The 24257-nt window shown below is 53.9% G+C and carries 14 protein-coding genes and 3 pseudogenes; 3 read left to right on the forward strand and 14 right to left on the reverse strand.

Going from position 1 to position 24257, the window contains the following annotated elements:
• Nucleotides 1-72: 72 nt before the first annotated feature.
• The 8 genes and pseudogenes from AC2LB6_RS04450 to rep form a co-directional block, all read right to left on the reverse strand.
• A pseudogene (locus tag AC2LB6_RS04450) lies at nt 73-540 on the reverse strand (DUF943 family protein).
• A 100-nt stretch (nt 541-640) separates the two neighbouring features.
• Nucleotides 641-1108: a DUF943 family protein gene (locus AC2LB6_RS04455; protein WP_490092604.1), complete on the reverse strand. Its 468-nt coding sequence runs from the start codon at nt 1106-1108 to the stop codon at nt 641-643.
• The gene (locus tag AC2LB6_RS04460) at nt 1105-1947 is read right to left on the reverse strand and encodes a YPO3983 family protein (protein ID WP_490092605.1); all 843 of its coding nucleotides are present in this window, start codon (nt 1945-1947) and stop codon (nt 1105-1107) included. Before AC2LB6_RS04460 ends, AC2LB6_RS04455 begins: the two co-directional genes overlap by 4 nt.
• 343 nt (nt 1948-2290) lie before the next feature.
• Nucleotides 2291-2755, reverse strand: coding sequence for a DUF943 family protein (locus AC2LB6_RS04465; protein WP_490092606.1), 465 nt, complete (start codon nt 2753-2755; stop codon nt 2291-2293).
• Nucleotides 2739-3593, reverse strand: a pseudogene (locus AC2LB6_RS04470) (YPO3983 family protein). The gene AC2LB6_RS04465 and the pseudogene AC2LB6_RS04470 overlap by 17 nt, the downstream one beginning before the upstream one ends.
• Before the next feature lie 423 nt (nt 3594-4016).
• Nucleotides 4017-4481, reverse strand: a complete 465-nt coding sequence (locus tag AC2LB6_RS04475) for a DUF943 family protein (RefSeq protein WP_490092607.1) — start codon at nt 4479-4481, stop codon at nt 4017-4019.
• Nucleotides 4471-5319 (reverse strand): annotated as a pseudogene (locus tag AC2LB6_RS04480) (YPO3983 family protein). The gene AC2LB6_RS04475 and the pseudogene AC2LB6_RS04480 overlap by 11 nt, the downstream one beginning before the upstream one ends.
• A 526-nt stretch (nt 5320-5845) precedes the next feature.
• Complete coding sequence (gene rep / locus AC2LB6_RS04485; protein WP_490092608.1) at nt 5846-7867, reverse strand: DNA helicase Rep; 2022 nt, start codon at nt 7865-7867, stop codon at nt 5846-5848.
• 75 nt (nt 7868-7942) lie between these two features.
• On the opposite strand from rep, the gene ppiC reads away from it, so the two are divergent.
• Nucleotides 7943-8224, forward strand: a complete 282-nt coding sequence (ppiC, locus tag AC2LB6_RS04490; RefSeq protein ID WP_010257386.1) for a peptidylprolyl isomerase PpiC — start codon at nt 7943-7945, stop codon at nt 8222-8224.
• Here ppiC and AC2LB6_RS04495 read toward each other — a convergent pair whose 3' ends face one another.
• Nucleotides 8225-10285, reverse strand: a complete 2061-nt coding sequence (locus AC2LB6_RS04495; protein ID WP_490092609.1) for an AsmA family protein — start codon at nt 10283-10285, stop codon at nt 8225-8227.
• Nucleotides 10286-10569: 284 nt separating this feature from the next.
• Between AC2LB6_RS04495 and kdgK the strand changes: the two genes are divergently transcribed.
• The gene (gene kdgK / locus AC2LB6_RS04500; protein WP_490092610.1) at nt 10570-11502 is read left to right on the forward strand and encodes a 2-dehydro-3-deoxygluconokinase; all 933 of its coding nucleotides are present in this window, start codon (nt 10570-10572) and stop codon (nt 11500-11502) included.
• Between the two features lie 755 nt (nt 11503-12257).
• A complete protein-coding gene (locus AC2LB6_RS04505; protein WP_003851978.1) occupies nt 12258-13130 on the forward strand; it encodes an alpha/beta hydrolase in 873 nt (290 codons plus the stop codon).
• Nucleotides 13131-13132: 2 nt separating this feature from the next.
• On the opposite strand, the gene AC2LB6_RS04510 is transcribed toward AC2LB6_RS04505, so the two are convergent.
• From AC2LB6_RS04510 to bcsB, 5 genes are all read right to left on the reverse strand, one after another.
• Nucleotides 13133-14623 (reverse strand): M16 family metallopeptidase, encoded by a 1491-nt coding sequence (locus AC2LB6_RS04510; protein ID WP_490092611.1) that lies wholly within the window; start codon nt 14621-14623, stop codon nt 13133-13135.
• 246 nt (nt 14624-14869) lie between these two features.
• Nucleotides 14870-16159: a dicarboxylate/amino acid:cation symporter gene (locus AC2LB6_RS04515; protein WP_090966440.1), complete on the reverse strand. Its 1290-nt coding sequence runs from the start codon at nt 16157-16159 to the stop codon at nt 14870-14872.
• A 225-nt stretch (nt 16160-16384) separates the two neighbouring features.
• On the reverse strand, nt 16385-18391 hold the full coding sequence (hmsP, locus tag AC2LB6_RS04520; RefSeq protein WP_490092612.1) for a biofilm formation regulator HmsP: 2007 nt from the start codon (nt 18389-18391) through the stop codon (nt 16385-16387).
• A 117-nt stretch (nt 18392-18508) separates the two neighbouring features.
• The gene (gene bcsC / locus AC2LB6_RS04525; protein WP_490092613.1) at nt 18509-21976 is read right to left on the reverse strand and encodes a cellulose synthase complex outer membrane protein BcsC; all 3468 of its coding nucleotides are present in this window, start codon (nt 21974-21976) and stop codon (nt 18509-18511) included.
• Nucleotides 21969-24257 carry a cellulose biosynthesis cyclic di-GMP-binding regulatory protein BcsB gene (gene bcsB, locus AC2LB6_RS04530; protein WP_490092614.1) on the reverse strand — a complete coding sequence of 763 codons (2289 nt, stop codon included), beginning with the start codon at nt 24255-24257 and terminating at the stop codon, nt 21969-21971. The genes bcsC and bcsB overlap by 8 nt, the downstream gene beginning before the upstream one ends.

Raw genomic sequence — 24257 nt, forward strand, 5'->3', positions numbered from 1 at the left:
AGCAGCTTCCAGTAGTTATGAAAGGTTTGAAGCCAGACTGATTATATTGCTGTCTCTTCGCGTGGAGTAAACCTAATCGGAAGCGGCTTTTATAATGTAACCATTATGGTCTAAGCGATAATCATCACCATCGTACACGGTAAAGATTACGCCCATATTTCTGCTTTTATCGACAGAAAAAACAGCATCTTTTTCTATGCAGTTTACTTTTGTCTTCATATCATCAAAACAAAGCCTGTCATATTTCCCTTCTTTCTTATATCCTTCTCCAAACAACCAAAAAGTTACATAAAAGTAGCCCTCTGAATCAGGGTTGGGAATACCATATTTATCTTTTAACATATCCTTATTTTTTAACCATCAGTTGATTTTTCCTTTATCAGTCGGCGGGAAACTGGTGACCAGAACATCACTAAAACCACTACTTCTGTGATGAACGTCTATGATCTCCACGGGGCGAAGAAACACCCAAAGCCAATAGCTAAGTAGCACACAGCCAGCCAGAAAGAGCAGAACAATAGTGGTGTTTTTCACTATCATTAACGACCCCCCAAAATTTCCATGGCAACCTCTATATTGGTCATGAATGGCTTTAAGCCAGACTGGTTTTATTGCTTTCTTTACATGAGGGGCGCAGAGATTACTCATCTTTAATTTTTATTATCTTACCCTCTTTATTCATACGGTATTCGCCATCATTTACTGTAAATATAGTGCCTCTGTTTTTGCTGGAACTGATCGAAAAAACCCTATCTTTCTCAATGCAGTTTACAGGAGGGGACATATCAAAAAAGCAAAGCCTGTCATATTTTCCTTCCTCTTTATACCCCTCGCCAAATATCCAGAAGGTTGTATAAAAATAGCCATTTCTTTCAGGCATTGGAATGTCATATTTATCTTTTAACATATCCTTGTTTTTTAACCACCAGTTGATTTTTCCTTTATCAGTCGGCGGAAAATTGGTGACCAGAACATCACTAAAACCACTACTTCTGTGATGAACATCTATGATCTCCACAGGACGAAGAAACAACCAAAGCCAATAGCTAAGTAGCACACAACCAGCCAGAAAGAGCGAAATTATAGTTTTCTTGTATTTCGCTATCATTTGCGAGTTCCTGTGATTTGTATGGTGGCTTCCATATTGGTCATGAAAGGCTTGAAGCCAAAATGATTATATCGCTGGAGAACAAACCAGATGCGGAAGAAGTGGAACTGGCTGAACTTTGTTTTCAGAATGTCATCACTATCCAGACCAAAATGATCCTGAACTTTATAATGCACCACTGCCCGGAAACGATCATTTTCAATATGCAGGGAGTTTAGGGTGATGTGTGTTGCCCAGGTATCATGAACGGTAATACCCATACCGTTAAAATTATCCTGAAGTCTATTGAATTTAGGCAATTTACCCCCTGATATGGCTTCATACAGTTTTGCCTTCTCAATAGATAAATAAATGTTATTTTTCCAGTCTATATTGTCTTCAAACGCTTTCTGCAATAAAACATGTGTACTATTTTCCTGTGACTTATCGCTGAGAATTTGTTCTTTTAACGCCCCATCCAGCGCCATATTCCGAAACGGCTTACCGTTACCATTTTGCATATGGGTGATCATCTTTTCGATCAGATGACTGTATGGCCCGTAAAGGGAAAACTGACGGGATAACAAGCGGAATTCATCAAACAGCATTGAGGCGCACTGCTGGCGAGTAATCTTTTCACCCTGGCCGCGCAGATTACAGCAGAACATGGACTGAGGACGATCCATTGAAGAGCGTCGGGTCAGCGTGTAAGGATCAACCCGGTCAGAAATATAGCCCAGCCCGTAATGGGATTTTAGCGCCGCTTCTGTCAGATCGGCGCACTGCATATCACTGGCGCTGTAGTCGTCCATCCATTTTTGGGTTTTGAATATCGTGCAGGGAAACTGTAGTGCGGTCATCGTGACACATTCCTTGTGTTATTTTCCGTAGAGTCTTCACACGAAATATTACCCGACTAAGGTCTGAGTGTAAACTTTGTACAGCCCCTGCCCGTGATTTTTTGCAGATTTCAGGCAGGGTATAGTTGATGTTTTAACGACTCCGTCTACATGTCGATACCGGCACACAATGTATTTTAGCTACTTAGCTTAAAAACTGCCTTTTAAGGCCCCGATTTTACTGTGCGCACGACACCTGAACTCAATTACAGTTTGAGATAGTTTCCTCTGCGACATTCGCAGAACAGGTGCGAGCCTGGCAGGCGTATAATTTTATTGCTATCACTACGCGATGGGAGCAGCGCTAATCTGATTTGTTTTTTACCATTTTACCGCTGTCATTTATACGGTATGTTCCGCTATCCAGAGAGAAATAAGTTCCGGTATTCTTACTGTTATTCACCATCAGCAAAGAATTTTTATCGATGCAATTTATGGGCGGTTTCATATCATTAAAACAACGTCTATCATATTTTCCTTCTTCTTTATACCCATCGCCAAAATCCCAAAAGACTATCGAGAAAAAGCCATCATTTGACGGTTTTGGGATATTATATTTTTCTTTTAATTCCAGACTATTTTTAACCCACCAGTCTACTTTACCGCGATCAGTGAAAGGAAAGTTTCTTACCAGAACAGAACTAAACTCTCCATCTTCATGCACCGAGATAATCTCTACCGGACGGGATGACAATGAGATAAAGTAACTGAGCACGACAAAACCAATCAGTAATAATGCACATAGTAGTTTCTTATTTTTGGATTTCATTACAACCTCCGTTAATCTCTACAGTCGCTTCCATATTGGTTATGAACGGTTTGAAGCCAAACTGATTGTACCCCTGGAGAACAAACCAGATGCGGAACAAGTGAAACTGGCTGAATTTTGTTTTGAGTATATCATCACTGTCGAGGCCAAAGTGATCCTGTACCTTGTAATGCACCACTGCCCGGTATCGATCATTTTCAATATGTAGTGATTTAAGGGTGATATGTGTTGCCCAGGTATCATGAACGGAGATACCCATACCGTTATAATTATCCCGAAATCTGTCAAACCTGGGCAATCGTCCCTCAGCGAGAGCTTTTCTCAATCTGTCTTGTTTTTCCGCTGGAAAATTTTTGCTTTCCCATTCGATGCCTGTTCTTAATGCTTTTGATAACAGAATGCGTGTACTGCTCTTTTCCGAAGAATCCCTGATAATATGTTCCTTTAAAGCACAGTCCAGAGACATATCACGGAAGGAAGCACCATTGCCGTTCTGCATATGAGTAATCATCTTTTCGATCAGACAGCGGTACGGTCCGTAAAGGGAAAACTGACGGGATAACAGGCGGAATTCATCAAACAGCATGGCGGCGCACTACTGACGGGTAATCTTTTCACCCTGCCCGCGCAGATTACAGCAGAACATGGACTGAGGACGATCCATTGAAGAGCGCCGGCTCAGCGTGTAAGGATCAACCCGGTCAGAAATATAGCCCAGCCCGTATTGGGATTTTAGCGCCGCTTCTGTCAGATCGGCGCATTGCATATCACTGGCGCTGTAGTCGTCCATCCATTTCTGGGTTTTGAATAGGGTGCAGGGGAACTGTAGTGCGGTCATCGTGACACATTCCTTGTGTTATCGTCCGTTGCGCTTTTAGCGGCCAATAATACGTGGAAGCAGGTGGCAGTGTAAATATTGTACAGCCCTGATCGCATTTTATGCAGCATTCGGGCGGGGTGCAGATAATGGGGACTTTGTGCTTACCGTCTATTATCAGAATGATACATAACATCTTACAGACTGTAAGGGATCGCCTTCCCTATACCTTTTGTACTGATGGCCTGCGTCTGGAAATCAGTAATATCGTTCCACATATATCTATACTGCAAAACCTGCCGGGACCGGCGCTGAGGCAGGCGATAAGGTATTGCCGGTTTTCTCTGCGTCGGCATAGCCTCCTGAGCATTTTCTACTTATGTATGACTGGTGCAAGCCGGGTAGGAGATGCTTTATTACGGTCTCTACGCGAGGGCGGCAAACCTAATCGGCCCCGTCTTTAACTATCTTCCCATTTTTCTTCATGCGATATATTTTATTATTAGTAGTAAAAGAGAGTCCCATATTCCTACCGTAGCTAACAATAAAAACTTTATCTTTTTCTATACAGTTCCTTGGTGGTTTCATGTCTTCAAAGCAAAGTCTGTCGTACTTACCTTCTTCTTTATAACCATCACCAAAAGCCCAAAAGACAACAGTAAAAAAACCATCAGCATCAGGCCTGGGGACTTCATACCTTTCTTTGAGCATATCCTTGTTTTCCTCCCACCAATTTATTCTTCCTTGATCCGTAAAAGGAAATTTTCTCACTAAAATATAGCTGTGATTACCATTCTCGTGTACAGCGACGATTTCTACCGTACGCAGTGACAGCCAGAGTATGCATGCCAGTAGCAGCAAAGCGAAGAATGACAGCGCGAATAGTGCTGTCTTGTGTTTAACTTTCATTACGAAATCCGGTAATTTCTACAGCCGCCTCCATATTAGTCATGAACGGTCTGAAGCCAAACTGATTGTACCGCTGGAGAACAAACCAGATACGGAAAAAATGGAACTGGCTGAATTTTGTTTTGAGTATATCATCACTGTCGAGGCCAAAGTGATCCTGTACCTTGTAATGCACCACTGCCCGGTATCGATCATTTTCAATATTTAGTGATTTAAGGGTGATGTATGTTGCTCAGGTATCATGAACGGAGATACCCATACCGTTATAATTATCCTGAAATCTGTCAAACCTGGGAAATCGTCCCTCAGTAATAGCTTTTGTTAGTTCGCCTTTTTGCCTGATTGGGTAGTATTTTTTACCCCAATCGATATAGGTATCAAAAATCTCTTTCAATAACAGATATGTACTATTTTCCTGTGAGTTATCTCTGATAATATGTTCCTTTAAAGCCTCATCCAGCGCCATATCCCGAAACGGCTTACCGTTGCCGTTCTGCATATGAGTGATCATCTTTTCGAACAGATGACTGTACGGGCCATAAAGGGAAAACTGACGGGATAACGAGCGGAATTCATCAAACAGCATGGCGGCGCACTGCTGACGGGTAATCTTTTCACCCTGCCCGCGCAGATTACAGCAGAACCTGGACTGAGGACGATCCATTGAAGAGCGCCGGCTAAGCGTGTAAGGATCAACCCGGTCAGAAATATAGCCCAGCCCGTATTGAGATTTTAGCGCCGCTTCTGTCAGATCGCCGCATTGCATATCACTGGCGCTGTAGTCGTCCATCCATTTCTGGGTTTTGAATAGGGTGCAGGGGAACTGTAGTGCGGTCATCGTGACACATTCCTTGTGTTATCGTCCGTTGCGCTTTTAACGGCTAATAATACCTGGAAGCAGGCGGCAGTGTAAATATTGTACAGCCCTGGTCGCATTTTATGCAGCATTCGGGCGGGGTGCAGATAATCGGTACTTTGTGCTTACCCTCCTTTATCAGAATGCCATATAACATCTTACAGATTTTCAGGTATGGCTTGCTCTGGTCAGGTAACTAAAGACGCACAATTCCATGCCATCAGCGGGTTTATAGGCTTTGTCTTTGGGTTTGCCTGTCTCTACCTGTCCTGCAGTTAATTTTATCTCAGGGGCAGTTTTAATATCGACCCAGAGCGCCCCCAGCCATGAACCTTAATATGTGCGAATTACAATAGACGTTAAACACTTACAACCACTGCAAAGCCGCATGGCTAAAGGTTTTTGGTTTTTATGAACGCTCCTGAAAGTGAAAATAGTTGCGGAAGGAGCTCCCTGTTGTAATTGCACGCGCGTGAGGCGAATCTCCTTCGCCTCCTGCTTTTGTGGTTTAACTCTTTTTCGCCTTATCCAGCATCGCTCTCAGTCCCGCGACCCTGCTCTGCCCGGTTTTCATCCGCTCCTCCGCACTGACCACTTTGCGTTCGGTCTCCCATTGCAGATCGTCCTGCGGCAGCTCCAGCAGAAAACGGCTCGGCTCCGGCCGGATTAACTCGCCATATTGCCGCCGTTCGCGGCACAGGGTAAAGGTCAGCTCTTTCTGCGCTCTTGTGATCCCCACATAAGCCAGACGACGTTCCTCTTCGATGTTGTTCTCATCGATGCTGCTCTGATGCGGCAACAGTCCTTCCTCCATGCCCACCAGGAACACATAGGGGAACTCCAGCCCTTTGGAGGCGTGCAGCGTCATCAGCTGCACCTGATCCAGCTCTTCATCGCTTTCACCGCGCTCCATCATGTCGCGCAGGGTAAAGCGCGTCACCACCTGCGCCAGCGTCATCGGCTCATCGATATCGCTGCCTTCCAGCATTTCGGTCATCCACTGAAACAGTGTGTTGACGTTCTTCATTCGCATTTCGGCGGCTTTCGGGCTGCCGGAGGTTTCGAACAACCAGCTTTCGTAGTCGATGCCGCGAATCAAATCGCGTACCGCGTTCACCGGCTCCCGTTCGGTGAGCTGGATAATCTCATTCAGCCAGTGGGTGAACCGCTGTAGATGCTCCAGACCACGGCCACTTAGCGTCTGCCCCAGGCCGACATCGAAACTGGCGTTGAACAGGCTCTTGCTGCGCAGGTTGGCCCACTCACCGAGCTTCTGCAACGTAGCCGGGCCAATCTCGCGGCGTGGCGTATTGACGATACGCAGAAACGCGCTGTCATCTTCAGGATTGGTCAGCACGCGCAGATAGGCAAGCAGATCCTTGATCTCCGGCCGGGAGAAGAACGAGGTGCCGCCAGAGATGCGATAAGGGATGCGGTTCTGCATCAGAAACTTTTCGAAGGTCCGTGACTGATGGTTCCCGCGATAGAGAATTGCGTAATCTTTGTACTGTGTTTTGTTGATAAAGTGATGCGCGATCAGTTCGCCGGTCACCCGCTCCGCTTCGTGCTCTTCACTGTTAGCGGTCAGCACTTTCAGCTCGCTGCCCTGCCCCAGTTCCGAAAACAGCCGTTTCTCAAAGACGTGCGGGTTATTAGCAATCAGGATATTCGCCGCTTTCAGGATGCGCTGCGAAGAGCGGTAGTTCTGCTCCAGCTTCACCACCTCCAGCGCCGGGAAATCCTGATTCAGCAGCACCAGATTCTGCGGCCGCGCGCCGCGCCAGGAGTAGATGGACTGGTCATCGTCGCCAACCACCGTGAAGCGCGCCCGTGCGCCAACCAGCAGCTTAACCAGCTCATACTGGCTGGTGTTGGTGTCCTGATACTCATCCACCAGCAGATAGCGGATACGCTGCTGCCAGCGTTCGCGCACCTCCGGATTACGCTGCAGCAGCAGCGTCGGCAGTAGAATCAAATCGTCGAAATCGAGCACGTTGCACGACTTAAGATGCTGACTATAGAGGGCGTAGCAGTGAGCAAAAATATTATCCTGCTGTGATCGCGCCAGCGCGGCGGCGCCCTGCGGATCGATCAGATCATTTTTCCAGTTCGAGATGGTGGAGATCAGCTGCTGTAGCAGCGTCTTATCCTCTTCCAGCCACTCTTTTGTCAGCTCTTTCAGCAGGGCGAGCTGATCCTGATCGTCGAACAGCGAGAAGTTGGACTTCATGCCCAGCGCCGCGGTTTCGCGTTTGATGATCTCCAGTCCCAGCGTATGGAAGGTCGAGATCAGCAGGCCGCGCGCCTCTTTGCGGCCCAGCGTCTGCGCCACGCGCTCTTTCATTTCGCGCGAGGCCTTATTAGTGAAGGTCACCGCTGCGATGTGGCGCGCCTGATAGCCGCATTCACGAATCAGGTGGGCAATTTTATTGGTAATCACGCGGGTTTTGCCCGATCCCGCGCCCGCCAGCACCAGACAGGGACCGGTAACAAATTCGACGGCACGTTGTTGGCTGGGGTTTAAACGCATAGGAGAAATCGCCTGATTGAATCAAAAGAAAGGGGTTTATACTGGGCGGCAATTATACACAACCGAGATACCAACATGGCGAAAACCGCGGCGGCTTTACACATACTGGTCAAAGAGGAAGCGCTGGCAAAAGAGATTCTGGCGAAACTGGCAAAGGGTGGCAATTTCCAGCAGCTGGCAAAGAAGCACTCAACCTGTCCTTCCGGCCGGAATGGCGGCGATCTGGGCGAGTTTCGGCAGGGACAGATGGTGCCGGCCTTTGATAAAGCGGTCTTTACCTGCCCGTTGCTGACGCCTTACGGGCCGGTAAAGACCGGCTTTGGTTATCACATTATCAAAGTGCTCTATCGCAACTAGTTACTTCTTCTGCTTCATCTGCTGCAGTACGGTGCTGCACTGGTTGTCCTCGTTATCACTTGGCGAGATCAGTGCCAGCAGCGCCGCCGCCGGGCCCACTACTGCGCCCAGTGCCACGGCAGCGGCACCACGTGCCAGCAGTGGACCCGTTTTCACGCCCGCATCAGGATTTTTAAAGGTGCCACGCACGTAGAGCGGGGAGCGCAGCGTTACGATGCGGACGCCCTTACTCTCCGGATTCACCGACAGATCCAACCGCTCACTGGCGAAGTTCGCGTTGCCGGACACATTGATAATCGCGTTCTCGGTATCAAATACAAACAGGTTAGGCGTCGCCACACCGTTCTGCAGCTTGAGATCGGTGGCGGCGCAGTTGATGCGCACCTGGTCATCGCCAAACAGCTTGCCCACTACATAGTTACCAACGTTGAGTCCGGCAATCTCCATCAGGCTGCGGCTAATCAGACCATCATTCATCAGCAGCTTAAGTTGCCCGTTACTGGTCGCCAGCAGATCGGCTACGGAGTTACCGGTGCCGGTAAAGCTGGCATCGCCATTGAGCTGGCCACGGCTGTTCTTCATCGCCTCCACAGTCGGGAAGAGCTGACGCAGCTGCAGCTTACGGACATGAAGGTCAACCCGACCGCGCATCGGCGAGTGATCGCCCTCCAGCCGGATAGTGCTATTGAGATTGCCGCCCGCCACACCAAAGCGCAGAGGGTCCAGCAGCAGATCACCGTTTTTCAGCTGTAAATGGGTATAGAGATCGCTTAGCGGCAGTGAATTGCTGTGTTCGATCCGTTTGCCGCTGAACTTCACGTCGGCATCCATCACATCCCAGTTTTTGGTGTCGAACTTATTGTGCGGCAGCACGCGGTCGGCTGGCTGATTCGATTTCTCACCGCGCCGGGCTTTGGCCTGCGCGGTTTTTTCACTGCCTTTGCCAGAGTCGACGCCAATCAGCGGCCCCAGATCGGCCATGCGCAGTTGCTCAGAGGTCAGCTCGCCGCTGAGTGTCGGGCGAGGTTTGACCTGGCTGTAGATCAGCGAGCCATGAATATCGCTGTCACCAATGTGGCCGTTGAATTTCTCATAGCGGTAGACCGCGCCCTTTTCGCCATTGAATTTGGCAATCAGATGGCCGTCAGTTTCATAAGGGGGTGTGTCAGGCAGCAGGACGCCGGTCAGGCCATAGAGATTCGCCAGCGTATCGCCCGAGAAGCGCAGTCGCACGTTAAGCCCGCCGAGGTTCATCGGATCCTGCAGACCGCCAGTCACCTGAACGCGCGTGGTGCCGTTGTGTACATCGGCCTGAATCGGGAACGGGGTGTTCTGACTGCGCAGCGACAGCATGCCGCCAATCTTGCCGTCGCCAGTGAGTTTCTCATTGTTGTAGGTGCCGCTGGCCTGCCAGCCAAAGACGAAGTCGCCTGCGCCCTTCTGCTGGTCATCGCCTCCGGCAATCTGCGTATACGGCACCGGTTTACCCAGCGGATTGACCTGCACCGTGACATCGGCGCGGTTAATGGCGTCGCGATAACGAATCTGGCCCTGATCGAACAGAATATTATCCAGACGGAAGGACCAGGCCGATGGCGCGGCATTCTTATCGTCCTTGCCGCTATCAGCAAGGGTAAAGGTCCAGTTGTTCTTTTTATCGGCAGTCTGAATCAGTCGCGCATCAGGGCGTTGCAACTTAATCCACGGGATGAAGAGCTCTTTATGCAGCAGCGACAGCGGTGACAGGGTGGCGTCGACACGCTGCAGATGCACCATGGTGACGTCAGAAATGTCAGGCGGGTTACCCAGCATGATGTCTTCCGCATGGATCTGCGGCCACGGCACCCAGCGCCGCCAGCCTGCCTCGTCGCGATTTCGTGCCCAGTCGATGCCCAGATCCCCGCGAATTGCAAAGGGACGGTTTAACTCGGTTGAGACTTTCTGATTGATGGTGGGCTTAAGGCGATTCCAGTCAAAGGTCGCGATGACGACGATAATCACCACGATCAACAACACCAGAATTCCTGCTATCCAGCTGACTATTTTCCCGATACGCGACATTACGCCTTCTCCTTGCACATTCACGGTCTGCGTTAAAGATAGTCGAGACCACGGGCAACGGCATCAGGGAAGCGGGATAGTAAGATGATTCAATTCAGAAAAGAGAGTTTCTCAGCCATTTTGTTAGCATAAGCGATAAAAAAAGCCCAAATTCCCGGCATTTATCCCCCAGACCGGGGCTAATAGCCACCTTTAAAGTTAAATTAAAACGGCGTTTTAAAACCATTGACGTCTGCCATACCAGACGCGAGACTAAGGCGATATTTCACTACAGGTCTTAAACCATGACGCAGAGAAAAATCGCCATCATCGGCGAATGCATGATTGAGCTGTCCGAAAAGGGTGAGAACATTAAGCGGGGCTATGGCGGCGATACGCTTAACACGGCGGTTTATCTCGCCCGCCAGGTTGATGAGCAGCAGTTGCGGGTCGATTATGTCACTGCGCTGGGAACGGATTCGTTCAGCGATCAGATGATCGCCGCCTGGCAGCAGGAGAAGGTGAACACGGACCTGATTCAGCGCCTCGATAATAAGATGCCGGGCCTGTATGTGATTGAAACGGATGCCGATGGCGAGCGTACTTTCTGGTACTGGCGCAGCGATGCCGCCGCGCGTTACTGGCTCGATAGCCCGCAATCTGCGGAGATAGCCGAACAATTATCGCACTACGATTATCTCTATCTCAGCGGCATCAGTCTGGCGATTCTGCCGCCTGCCAGTCGTGAGAAGCTGATGGGGCTACTGGCCCGTTGCCGGGCAAATGGCGGCAAGGTGATTTTTGATAACAATTACCGCCCGCGTTTATGGGCCGATCGCGCCAGTGCGCAGGCTGCTTATTGCGCCATGCTGAACTGTACCGATATCGCCTTTCTGACACTGGATGATGAGCATCTGCTGTGGGGCGAAGAGCCACTGGAAGAGGTTATTGCGCGAACCCGTCAGGCGGGAGCTAGCGAAATCGTGATTAAGCGCGGTGCCGACTCCTGTCTGGTGGCCACCGGCGATGCGCCGCTGATTGATGTGCCTGCGGTGCGTCTGGCGAAAGAGAAGGTAATCGATACCACTGCCGCCGGCGATTCATTCAGTGCCGGCTATCTGGCGTGCCGTCTGACGGGCGCCTCAGCTGAGGCCGCCGCGCAGCGCGGACACCTGACAGCCAGCACAGTGATTCAGCATCGCGGCGCGATTATTCCGGCAGAGGCGATGCCAGACTGACAGAACGGTAGCCAGCGTCGTTGATACAGGCACTGGTAGTGCAGATGCCAGAAAATGCGCCCGAGGGCGCATTTTTTAGGCGGTTGGTAACGTCTGGCTGGGTGGCTGTAACAGTGTGCCTGCACAGAAAACCGGCTCAATTGGTAAGACGTCAAAGCCAGTCCCTGACACGCTCGTCCCGCGCGATAACGCACCTTATCCCTGAAGTGCGCCCGTCACCGGGCCCCAGAGGCGACCAAAGGTTTTTCTGGTAGAGAGATCGGTATTAAACATGGAATGCATCTTACCGTTGTGAATGAACGGCTGATCTTATGTTAAACCTCATCAACCATCAGGAAACTGCCCGGCGCTGAGCACTCCCAAATGATACTGGCACTTAAGCCTCTGAAGCGAAGCAGGTGTAGCCCTGGCGCTAAAATAATTATGTCGACTTAACAGCAGACAGCGTGATATCCGGTAAATTGCGGCTAGTAAAGCGGGCCGTGCCAGCCATTTACCTTAAGCTGTGAATTAGTGGTTAATAACGCACTCCGTGCGGCAATCCCCTTCAACCTCTCTTATAATTTAGTCATTAAAATTAATCAGTTATACAAACAGATCCACCACCAGGCATAGTCCGAATCTGGTCAGATTCGCCCTTTTCGGATGGACGACTGCCTGAAAAAAGACCATCTTTTAATCAAAAGACAGCAGGACGCTGTTCTCTCCGGCCGCGAACAAAACAATTAAAATATTCCCCGCATCAGGATCTATTTATGCACACAGAAATTATTAATATCTGGCCACACGGTGATGCGCCAGGCGCCAGCGATTCGCGCGCAGAGCCGCAGATCGTCGATATGGCAAAAGAGTATGAACCTTACGATCGGGCAGCGACCGGCGTGCGTTGCCCGGAGATGGCGATCTGGCATCCGGTCGAATCAAATGGGATTACCCTGCTGGTCGCCCCGGGCGGTGGCTATCAGCGCGTGATGATTGACCGTGAAGGCAGCGCTCTGGCGACCTTCTTTACGTCGATGGGTTACACCCTGGCGGTCATGACCTATCGCCTGCCCTATGACGGGCATCACGAAGGCCCCGACGCGCCGCTGGCCGATGCGCAGCGTGCGGTTCGCGTCCTGCGTGAACGGGCACAGCGTGGCCTGAACGGTAAATACATTGTTATGATGGGCTTTTCTGCGGGTGGCCACGTGGCAGCCAGTCTGGGAACGCGTTTCGCAGAGAAACTCTATCCGGTGCAGGATGGCGCAGAGAACTTCTCGCCGCGTCCGGATGCGATGGTATTGGTCTATCCGCTGATCAGTATGCGTGATGGCATCGCCCATGAAGGTGCCAGAACCCGCCTGCTGGGGGCGTGGCCGGATCAGAAAACCATTGAAGCCTATTCAATGGAAACCCGTGTTCATCCGCTGGTGCCACCGACACTGTTGATCCACGCCGCCGACGATGATGATGTCTCAGTGAATCACAGCATGGCGTTTTTTGGCGCGCTGCGAGAGCATAAGGTTCCGGCAGAGGTACATTTCTATCAGAAAGGCGGGCACGGATTTGGTATCCGTGGTGTGGCAGATCTGCCCCTCGCCAGCTGGCCGATGTTAGTGACCGAGTGGCTCAGGGCAAAAACCTGATATTACGCAGCTGGCGGAACGTCTTTGACGTTACTATCCGGCGGACTGGCTTCGTTGCTGGTCGCCGGTGCCGCTGCCGGTGACATCACTTTGTCCCAGCTGTTTTGCAGGCTTTTCACGTTGGTTTCCGCTTCGCCTTCCGGCTGAATGAGAACCATCATCAGTTCCTGCGTCAGTTGCTGGCGCAGTTCCTGGTTCAGCTGTTCACGGGTCAGGCCGGCCAGGAAAGTCTGACGCAGCTTCTGATACTGCTCAGGCGCAATATCGACCACAGCGTTCTGCTGAGATCGCAGGCGCTGGCTCATCAGCACATCGGTATCGGTGCGGGCATAGGTGGTAAAGAGCTTATTCAGCTCTAGCAGCTTCTGCGCCATCAGCGCATCAAACTCCTCCTGCGGAATGCCTTTATCACGTACGTTCGCCAGCTCACGCGCCACCAGATTCATATTCTGCGCCAGATTTTCGTTGCGCCCATCCATGTTGATCGAGCACTGCGCACGCTGATAGAGCACGCGGCAATCAAATCCGACCTGGATGCCCTGCGCCTTACTGTCGCTGAGCGCACGCTGGACATGCCAGAACAGTGCTTCACGCGCCAGGTCGCCCTGCCAGTAACGCTGCAGATTCTGGGAATCACGAATTGGCTGCCACGGCGTATCCCACACCAGCGAGAGACGATCCTGCGTCATGTTGCTGCTGACCAGATTCACTGGCTCGTGCGGCAGCGGCGACAGAGTCGGCAGTGGCGCAGGCGTTTCACGTTTGCCGGTTAACGTCGAGAAGGTTTTGTTGATCTGCTCAGAGAGGTTGCGGCTGTCGACATTCCCTACCACGTAGAGCGTCATCGCATCCGGGGTGTACCACTGATGATAAAAATCGTTGAGCTGGGTTAAATCGACCGGCGCGCGCGGTTGCGCTGCGGGATCATGCGCCAGCAGCGCCGAGCCTTTAAGGCGGTAGCGCCACCAGACATCCTGGGAATCTTTTGGCCAGGTCGCTACCGGATCGGAGGCGGCCAGCGCGGTGTTAACCACCTGTTCAGTAATAGCCATATTGCCCGCCGTGGCCGCCAGCCAGTTCAGCGCTTCTTTCAGCAGCTCAGGGCGGTTATTCGGCAGACTCAGATTATATTGGGTGGAATCATAAGAGGTGATGACGGGCGGCAGCGGGTGCTGAGGATCCATCGCCTGTTGCCATAGCGCGCGCTGCTGATTGTTATCGAGCGCGGTGTTATGCACCATCGCCAGGCGCGGCAGCAGATGGCTGAAGCCGGTCTGTTGCGCACTCTCCACCAGCGAACCGGTATTCACCACCAGCCGCAGTTCAATGCGATCGCTGGGGCGTTGCGGTGTGGCCAGTAACTGCCAGTTAAATCCATTATCCAGCTTGCCTTCCTGCCAGGCCGGATCCGGTTGCAGCGTTTCTGCCTGGAGACCAAAGCTGCCTGCCAGCACTAATCCACCAACCAAAAGCCGAATTCTGGTGCCCTGCATGTGAACCCCTACTCAAATAATTCAAATATCGTTATCACTGGCGCGTATTGCCGCTGTTATTAACGAATCGGCTGGCGCCGAATCGCGCTGTTATCCAACAACAAAGTGTTTGACCACAGGAAGCGCAGGATGTCGCGTAACGAAGTGAAAAACGTCAAAAAAAACAAGTGGGGTTTATTATGCAAATGCCCGCTGTCAGGGCAAGCGACAGCGGGCATTTGTGAGGATTTAAGTGAAATTCAATGATTAAATTGAAGATTCAGACGCTTTATTCTCCTTATTACGGCCTGCCAGCGTATCGGTCAGCTGTTTATGATCCAGCTGGTCGACCCATTTCGCCACCACCACGGTCGCCACACCGTTACCGATCAGGTTGGTCAGCGCACGGGCTTCGGACATAAAGCGGTCAATACCGAGAATCAGCGCCAGACCCGCCACCGGCAGATGTCCCACCGCAGAGAGCGTCGCCGCCAGCACGATAAATCCGCTTCCGGTTACCCCCGCCGCACCCTTGGAAGAGAGCAGCAGCACCACCAGCAGCGTAATCTGATGGAAGATATCCATGTGCGCATTGGTCGCCTGAGCGATAAATACTGCTGCCATGGTCAGGTAAATCGACGTGCCATCCAGGTTAAAGGAGTAACCGGTGGGAATCACCAGCCCGACCACCGATTTCTTACAGCCCAGCTTCTCCATCTTATCCAGCATGCGCGGCAGCGCAGACTCGGAAGAGGAAGTCCCCAGCACAATCAGCAGCTCTTCTTTGATATAGGCAATGAACTTAAAGATGCTGAATCCGGCGAACAGACGCGCAATCAGCCCCAGCACAATCACCACAAACAGAATACAGGTGATGTAGAAGCAGATAATCAGCTGGCCGAGTTGCACCAGTGAACCCACGCCATACTTACCGATGGTGAAGGCCATTGCGCCAAATGCCCCTATCGGCGCCAGACGCATGATCATGTTGATGATGCCGAAAATCACTTTTGAGAAATTTTCAATCACGTTGAAAATCAGCGTGCCGGTGTTACCCAGACGATGCAGGGCAAAACCAAACAGAATGGCAAACAGCAGTACCTGCAGAATGTTGCCGCTGGCAAAGGCGCCAATTACGCTGTTGGGGATAATATCCAGCAGGAAAGCGACGACACCCTGTTGTTCTGCCTGCTGGGCGTACATCGCCACGGCTTTGGCATCCAGCGTGGCAGGATCAACATTCATCCCGGCACCTGGCTGCACCACGTTCACCACGATCAGGCCGATAAGCAGCGCGATGGTGCTGACAATTTCAAAATAGAGCAGCGCAACCGCGCCGGTCCGTCCTACCGCTTTCATGCTTTCCATGCCAGCGATGCCGGTCACCACGGTACAGAAAATTACCGGGGCGATAATCATCTTGATTAGCTTAACAAAGGCATCTCCCAGAGGCTTCATCTGGGTCCCTAACTCCGGGTAAAAATGGCCTAACAAAACGCCGATGCCAATCGCCATCAGCACCTGGAAATAAAGGCTTTTAAAAAGTGAGGTTTTCATAAACAGGTGTCCACTAACGCCGTGAGGTGATGTTGTCGGATTCGTTATTGTGACTGTCAGGCAACACAGGTAGCGCCTGACAGTAACCCGAAAATAACACTCTGTTTACGTGATTAATACAGGGTGACAAACGCCCAGGAAACCCTGGGATCGTAATTCTGAACTGAAACGCTTCAGCAAGGGGTTTTGTAACTAAAAATCTCGCAAAATCAATGAATCAGGTAATTATTGCGGTAGTGAGGAGTTTTCAATCCACGCCTGATTAAATCGGGTCAGAGGCAGAGCTTCAGCATAGAGGTAACCCTGCCCGATAGAAATACCGCGCGCCAGCAGCCAGTCGCGCTGCTCTGCGGTTTCCACGCCTTCGGCAATCACTTCCAGATGGATAATCTCGGCGATGGCCGCCACGATGCGGACCATCGTGTCGTCATGCGGCAGCGCCGCCACGAAACTGCGATCCATCTTCAGCTTGTTCACCGGCAACGCTTTCAGCTGATGCAGATAGTTGAGGTTGGAATAGCCCATGCCAAAGTCATCCAGCGCCACGGCGACGCCGGTTTGCTGTAATAGTCGCAGCATCGACATCGCCTGTTCCGCATCGTCAAGCTGAGCCGTCTCTGTCACTTCCAGCACCAGCGTGTCAGGTGCGATGCGGTGGCGCGTCAGGAGGGATTGCAGATGGGAGACCACGCCGGTATCCCGCAGTTGCACAGCAGAAATATTCACACTCAGCGGCAGCATAATGCCCTGTCGCTGCCAGCCTGCCAGAATGCGGCACGCCTCTTCAAACACCCAGCGGCCAATCGCGCTGATCACGCCTATCTCTTCGGCACTGGCAATAAACTCTTCGGTCAGCCCATAACTGCCATCTGGCTGCCGCATCCGCAGTAGTGCTTCCGCGCCGGTTAACACGCCAGTGCGCATATCGACCTGCGGCTGCAGATAGAGCGCGAACTGCTCATCATGCAGCCCCTGCAGAATGTCATGCTCCTGCGTAAGACGCTTCTGGGCGCGCTCGGTCAGCGCGGCGTCAAAGAACAGGATCTGATTTTTGCCCTGATGACGGGCCGACATCATCGCTGAGGTCGCGCGGTCAAGCAGCTCATTCGCGTTCAGAGGCTGATCGTCGCGCAGCGCCAGACCGATGCTGAGGTTAGGACGCAGCTGCAGCTGATGCAGATTAACCGGCTGATTCAGGCGAATCATCAAATTGCGCGCCAGACGCAGCGCGCGGAATGGATTACTGGCGCGCTTCATTAACAGGACAAAGTCGCTGGTCCCGGTCTGCGCCAGCAGCGTATGGTCATCCAGGGTATGCCGGATCTTCTCCACCAGCGTCAGCATCAGCGTATCGCGCTGCTCATCGCTCAGTACGCCGTTGGCTTCCTGCAGGGTTTCAACGCGGATTACCATCAGACCCAGCGGCTGTTCAGGGTGACACATGAACTGTTCGACCAGTGCCAGAAACAGAGTACGGTTGGGCAGATCGGTGACGGGAAAATGGGTGGTCAATCGGCTCATCTCGTCATGTATCGACTCCAGCACCTGCTGATTGCGGTTGTAGCTGCGCACCAGCATGCCGATTTCGTCATCGCGGTGGCTCTGCGGCAGCGACAGTTTATGCGTCAGAATCGACTGCGGCGGCAGCTCCTGCAGCTCGCGCGAGAGATTGCGCAGCGGATGCACCACCAGCCGGTTGATGCACCAGCTGATCGCCACGGAGAGGATCAGCGCCAGCAGCAGATAGGTGATTATCATGGTCGAGAGCGTGCTAAGGATAAACTGGTAGACGCGTGTCGAGTTAGCCTGCAACACCAGATAAGCCAGCGGCTTCGGCATCCCGGTATTTTCGACCGAATAGAGCGGCAGAGTAATCTGCACCGGCAGCTCAAACAGGCGGGCGACCAGACGCGGCACCGGTTTTTCCACCTCGAAGTCGGCATGCAGTGCCTGGAACGCATTCGGCAGCACCACATCGGCGCGCGATAAAATCCCGGCTGGTTTCAGTGAGTGAAGAATACGTTCGGCCTGAGGAATATCGGCGCGCAACACCGCTTCCGACAACGGCTGACGGACGGTGTGCGCGATGTTTTCCATCTGCTGGGCGTAGTCAATCCTGCGCTGCTGCACAAAATGAAACAGTTGGATGACGATAAAGATACTGATGGTGATAACCGCAACCAGCGAAACTGTCGCCATCTGCTTTATCGTAAGTGATCGGCTTACGCGCAAAAAATTCTCTCCTGACGATGAAAAAAGCCCAGATAGCAGACAGTACAATGCCCGCCAGTATATCCCATAAACTGACTTTTTTACCGTCTGAAAAGTCCGGCTTTTCCCCGGTCAGGATTATTTAAAATCCGCGTAAGGGCTTAGTGGCTGTGGCGGCATATCCAAATCCCCTTCCCAGCCTCCGGCAGCATAGCGCACATAGAGCAGACCGTGGCTCGGGGTATAATCCTTCGCCTGCTGAATATCGACACCCGCCCCGATAAACCAGCCCGACGTCAGCCGTCGCTCAATCACTGCCTGCAACGTGTAGCCCGTTCCACCGCCTGAGCTGCTGGCGGAAGAGGGATTGCTGGCAAGTACAAAGCCAGGATTAACCGGATAACGCTGCTGCGCATCGGTTTTCGAATGCGACCAGGAGACAGAGCCGCCCAGATCAAACGACCAGTTCTCCGTCCGCTGCCGCCAGGTGACCGGCACAGAAAAAGAGAGGTATTGCTGCGGACTGTAGTAGCCGCCCTGGCCAAAGGTGTAATCACTGAGATCCTTCTGATAGTGCCAGAGCATGCTGTTCAGCCCGATGGTCGCACGGCGATTGTCGGTGTTAATCAGCTTGTAGTAATAGCCGCCCATCAGGCGCTCGCGGCTGTTATCAGCGACATTCTTGCCGGTGATCTGATGCGCACTGATGTCGCCCCAGACGCCATGCGCACCGCCCTGATCGTAACTCAGCCCGATGCTGCCGCCCGTTGCCACCACGCCGCCCCAGCTTTTGCCACCGTTGGCTGCAGGATCGCGCGTCCCGGCATAGGAAAGCAGCGAACTGGCAATCGGCCTGCGTGAGGCGGTCAGCGTCACGCCGAGCTGCTTCACATCGGTTTTCCAGCTTACTCCACCGGTCCAGTTAGTGACTTCAAAACCCAGCGGCGTAGTACCGAGGTCGGCCGACCAGGTCGCGTTATGCCAGCCAGCGGCCAGCGCCGTGCCCTTGTCGCGCTGGTGAGTCTGAGAACTGCAGCCGCCGGAATTAGCGTCGTCGCAGCTGCCAAAAAGTTCATCAAAGCTGCCGTTTCGGGTGGTAAAGGTCCCTGCGGAGACATCCACCTGGTCGAGACGGAAAAAACCGCGCCCATCGGCAAACGGATGTTCCGCCTGCAGCATGGTGGTGTGCGCCGTAAAATCAGAGATGCCGCCGGTGCCGCTGTTGCGTGAATAGTCCTGCTGCACCGTCAGCGTGGTCTGCTGCTGACGATAGAGATCGGCCGTGTCGCTGCGCAGGCTGCGCTTCAGCCAGTCATCCTGCGGATCGTTGCGGGTGGCGCGGCTGATATTGCCACTGCTATCAATACCGCTGGCCGTCATCGCCTGACGATAATCCACCAGCGCCCGTTCAGGCTGCTGCTGCACGCGTTCCAGCCGTGCCGCATCACGAAACACCAGCGCCTTGTCCTGCGAAGGCGGCAGCGAGGCGGCGCGCTGTTTCAGATCGGTAAACAGCACGGCAGCCCGTGTGGTTTCACCCACCGCCTGCCACGCCAGCGCAGCACGCCTGTCCGCATTGACACTCGCCTGCACCGGCGGCTGTTGCTCAAGTGCCTGTCGCGCTTCGCTGTTGCGCTGCAGGGCAACCAGCGCTTCGATTCGTCCCAGCGCCGCATCGCCGTTTTCCGGCTCGCGCGACAGTACCTGCTGATAGCTCGCCAGCGCCGGCTGCGCGTCACCGCGTGCCAGTGCCCAGTCGGCCAGCGTCAGGTCGCGTCGGCTGGAAACCGGCTGCTGCTCAAGCAACGTTACGGCTGCTGGCTCCTGTCCGGCGGCGCGCAGTGCCTCGGCCTGAGCATAGATCTGATTCTGTTTCAGACGGTCAGCCAGCTGGCGCATATCGCTGCTCCACTGCGCGTCGGGCAGGCGATGCAGCGTGGCCAGTGCCTCGTTGTCGTTATCGTTGCCCGAGAACCAGAGTGCGGTGGCGTAAAGTGCGGTGGCGTCCTGCGGATGCTGCTGTGCGACCGCGCGCATCATCGTCTGCGCCTGCTGCACATCGCCACTGTTACGCAGTGCGCCTGCAAGCCGATAACTGAGCCAGACGTCATCCGGCGACAGCAACAGCGCCTGGCGATATTTCTCTGCCGCCTGCGGCCAGCGTGCCTGCAGCGCCAGAGCATCTGCTTCCGCACGCAGGCTGTCGCTGCGAAGCACGCGCAGCGTGTCAGCCAGGGCGCGCTGCTGCCCTGCGGGTAAGCTATTAATAAATTCCAGCTCGCGTGCAGGCGACACCGCCTGATAAAGCCCCGCCAGCCGACGCACTGCGGTGATATTGGTGCCATCCAGCCGTCGCGCGCGCTGCCAGAACTGTTCAGCGCCCGCCGCATCTTTACGCGCCATCGCCACATCACCCAAGCCAATCAGGGCATAGCTGTCGCTGCTGTCAAACTTTTGGGCCGCGCGATAGTGCTGTTCGGCACCCTCAACATCGTGCTGCGCCAGTGCTTTATCGCCCTGCTCAATCGCCAGCCAGTAGCGATTACTCTGCAGCAGCGACTGCCATTTGCCGATCAGCGTGCTCTGCTGACCCGCTTTGATGGCGCGTTCCAGCCAGAGAATGGCGGCATCACGATGGCCCGCGCGGGCCTGGGTCTGCCCCATCGCCCCCATTAATTCGGCATCATCGGGATTCGCTTTCAGCGCCCGGTTCAGGGTCACCATCGCGTTATTCACATTGCCTGCGTCGACCAGCGCCAGCGCCCGCATCCGTTCGCGATAAGCGGGATCGGCCAGCGTCGTCTGCTGCTTCGATAGCGCCTCCACGCCCTGCTGATGCGCATCGCCCTCAGTGAAGACGGTGAGATACTCTTTCAGCTGCGCTACGCTGCTGTCGCTGACCGGTTGATCGTTAATCTGCTTCAGCCAGAGATCAGCCGCGGCATCACGCCCGCCGCCGCTCTCCGCCAGCCGCTTCAGCTGGGCTATCGCCTGCGCTGACTGCTGCCGGGCAAATGCCATACGGGCAATCTGCAATCCGACGCCGACGTTGCCCGGATAGCGCTGTTCCAGCGCCTGCAGCTGCTGCCAGACGACATCTTCCTGGCAGGGAAGGCGCGCCAGCAGCCGCCAGTACTCCAGGGCGATGTTGGGATCGGGGAACACGCCGTTAAACAGCGCATCGTACGCGCTTTTCGCCTCCGCCAGACGGCCTGAGGTGGCAAGCAGTCGCGCCTGCTGCAGTTGCTGCCGCCCCTCTGGCGACATCATGCGCAGGCCTGCGGCAGACTCACGCGTCGCCGTCGAGCCGGGCGCCAGCCTGTTGAGCTGATCCAGCAACGTCTGCGCTGCGGTGATATCGCCCTGATGCAGCGCCAGACGCAGACGCGCCGCCAGCACCTGCGGATTATCCGGGTCCATCTTCTCCAGCCGGTAAAGCGATTGCTGTACCAGGTCGTATTTGTTGGTCGACTCACCGGTGCGGACCTGTGCCAGCAGCCACTCGACTGGCGAGACTTCCGGTCCGTCAGTCGGTGCGGCCAGCCCCGGCAGCACACTTAGCGCACCGAGCAGCATGCCCGCCCGCAGTACCTGAGCGTTATTCATCTTCATCCAGTAAACGACGACGGGTAATAATTCGCATCAGACGCCACGTCATTAGCGCGAACAGCACCACCACAAAGAGTGCGCAGAGTGCCAGCCAGAATGGATGGGTCGAGAGTAGCGACCAGAGACGCTCCCACCACGGCAGATGACCAACGTAGTAGCTCTCGCCAACCCGCAGACTGTTAACCCCTGACTCGCGGATAATCGCGGTGGAGCCAGACATTGCGCCACGCTTATCGCTGTCACTCATTGCCTCGTTGAGCAGTTGCCAGCCACGCGGCGTGCCATCGGCGAGCAGTGCAACCACGCTGCGCTGATCGTAAAACGGCGACTGGAAGCCGATCACCGTTGCCAGCGGGCCGCGGGAGCTGATAGCAGTGGTGCTTTCTGCCGTCTGATCGCGACTACTTTGCGGATTCATCTGTGGCGTGATCCGTCGCACTGGTTCTTTCAGCCAGCTGGCGGTGGCGTCGACCAGCGCCGGGATCCGCTGGTCATCCTGAAGATCTTTAGGGATAACACCGATCATCAGCAGATCCACATCCTCCTTCTTCGCCGTGGCCCAGTCGTCGGTCAACTGAACGCGCAGTGCCGGATAGCCGGTCTGTGCGCCACTATTGCCCATCGCATTCAACAGTGTGCTGACCTGCTGGACGTCTGGTTTTGGCGGCATCAGCACCAGGGTTTGCGCCAGATCGGCATAACGGCTGAACGGGAAGCCCGCATTTGCCCAGGCACGCAGTGACGGCATTTCGATGTAGTGGCGATAGCCAGAAAAATCGATGCTGGAACTGTCGTCCACCACCACATGATGGCCGACCGGCGTCACGGTTTCACAACGCCCGTCAGCATTGCCACCAATAAAGGTGTTGGCATAGTCAAAATCGAAGCGCAGCTGGTTCACCACACCCAGGCGTAACGCCGGAATCAGCAGTTCATGATTTTTGTCCAGCATTCCCTGAATCAGGGGAATATGCAGCAACTGCTGACCGGCCGTGTTTTTAGGCGGTAGCGGGTAATCCTGGATGAACTGATTATTCAGGTTCACCGACAGCCGTGAGCCATCCGACTGGAAAGGCGCGGTATAGCGATAGCTCAGATCCATGTCGATGCCGCGCGCGCGAACCAGAAAAAGATCGGGCGGCAGATTCAGCGTCAGGCTGATGGGATTGGGCTGCAGGCCGTCAGACTGCAGCTGGTTTTCATACTGCGTCAGCTCAGCAAAGGTGGTGCGGCGATCGGTGCGCACCCAGTTTGGCGCATCATAGGGCTGGCGCGGTGCCAGCAGCGTAACGCGGTCAATGGTCGAGGTGTCCCCACGTAACAGCAACTCACCCTGCGCAATCCCCTGCACCGCCGTCAGTAAATCGTCGTCGTTGCGTCCCAGGATCAGCAGCATTTTTTCATAGGGACTGTCGGGCTGACTCACTATCTCCACGGTCGGCTTTACGACCGGCGGCAAATCTTTCAGGAAATCCGGGCGCGCATCGTTGGTGGCAAACACCACGGCATGCTGCTGTTGCGGCAGCTGATTGTAGAGCACCGGGAAGCGCTGTCCGCGCCAGGCGGCTTTGCTGCCGAACCAGGAGGCGAGAATCGCGGCGGCGCGCTGCTGTTTGATATCCGGCTGGGCAGCAAACACCATCGGCAGGGTCAGCGGTCGCGTGTCGCGGGTATCAAAAAACGGCTCCGGGAAGTGTGACAGGTCGTTTTTCAGTGGCAGTTTTTGCAGCGTCAGATCCAGACCGCTCTCTTTGCCGATATCGAGCCAGATGGTGCTGTTGGCCGGATTTTCGCAGATGTTGGCGTAGTGACCAACCAGCTCAAAGCGCACGCGGTTAAAGTCGGTGATAAAACGGGGATCGATCGGCAGCTGCATCTGATTTTGTTTGCCAATCTGTTCCGGCGTCAGGGTAATCAGGCTCACCAGCTCATCGTTGAGATAAACCTTCAGCTGCGACAGCACAGGCAGCAGCGCAGGCGAGGGCCGATAGGTGAGATTAAGCAGCGCACGCGTCACTACCTCATCACTGCGCACCCCGAACTCGATCTGCCCGCTGGTACGCGTTCCGCTCAGCGTCATGCTACCCGGCGGCGGTGCCAGCTTAACAAAGCTCAGCTGACTGTTACGCAGCGGCGCAGCAGGCTGTAGCGGCAAAGATTGCACCGCGGTTTCTCCGGGGGTAATGACCGGCATATTTTCCTGCGCCAGGGCGCAGCTCAGTGTTGTGGAACCCAACAGCAGCGCAGCGACCCACCTGTTTACTCTCGTTATCGTCAT

This window comes from Pantoea sp. RCC30.1, assembly GCF_058148845.1.

Bases quoted from the DNA above. Each gene is read 5' to 3' on its own strand.
- AC2LB6_RS04505 (WP_003851978.1), top strand. From the start codon at position 12,258: ATGCACACAGAAATTATTAATATCTGGCCACACGGTGATGCGCCAGGC.
- AC2LB6_RS04460 (WP_490092605.1), bottom strand. From the start codon at position 1,947: ATGACCGCACTACAGTTTCCCTGCACGATATTCAAAACCCAAAAATGG.
- AC2LB6_RS04475 (WP_490092607.1), bottom strand. From the start codon at position 4,481: ATGAAAGTTAAACACAAGACAGCACTATTCGCGCTGTCATTCTTCGCT.
- AC2LB6_RS04455 (WP_490092604.1), bottom strand. From the start codon at position 1,108: ATGATAGCGAAATACAAGAAAACTATAATTTCGCTCTTTCTGGCTGGT.
- bcsC (WP_490092613.1), bottom strand. From the start codon at position 21,976: ATGAATAACGCTCAGGTACTGCGGGCGGGCATGCTGCTCGGTGCGCTA.
- AC2LB6_RS04465 (WP_490092606.1), bottom strand. From the start codon at position 2,755: ATGAAATCCAAAAATAAGAAACTACTATGTGCATTATTACTGATTGGT.
- bcsB (WP_490092614.1), bottom strand. From the start codon at position 24,257: ATGACGATAACGAGAGTAAACAGGTGGGTCGCTGCGCTGCTGTTGGGT.
- kdgK (WP_490092610.1), top strand. From the start codon at position 10,570: ATGACGCAGAGAAAAATCGCCATCATCGGCGAATGCATGATTGAGCTG.
- AC2LB6_RS04495 (WP_490092609.1), bottom strand. From the start codon at position 10,285: ATGTCGCGTATCGGGAAAATAGTCAGCTGGATAGCAGGAATTCTGGTG.
- ppiC (WP_010257386.1), top strand. From the start codon at position 7,943: ATGGCGAAAACCGCGGCGGCTTTACACATACTGGTCAAAGAGGAAGCG.
- AC2LB6_RS04515 (WP_090966440.1), bottom strand. From the start codon at position 16,159: ATGAAAACCTCACTTTTTAAAAGCCTTTATTTCCAGGTGCTGATGGCG.
- AC2LB6_RS04510 (WP_490092611.1), bottom strand. From the start codon at position 14,623: ATGCAGGGCACCAGAATTCGGCTTTTGGTTGGTGGATTAGTGCTGGCA.
- rep (WP_490092608.1), bottom strand. From the start codon at position 7,867: ATGCGTTTAAACCCCAGCCAACAACGTGCCGTCGAATTTGTTACCGGT.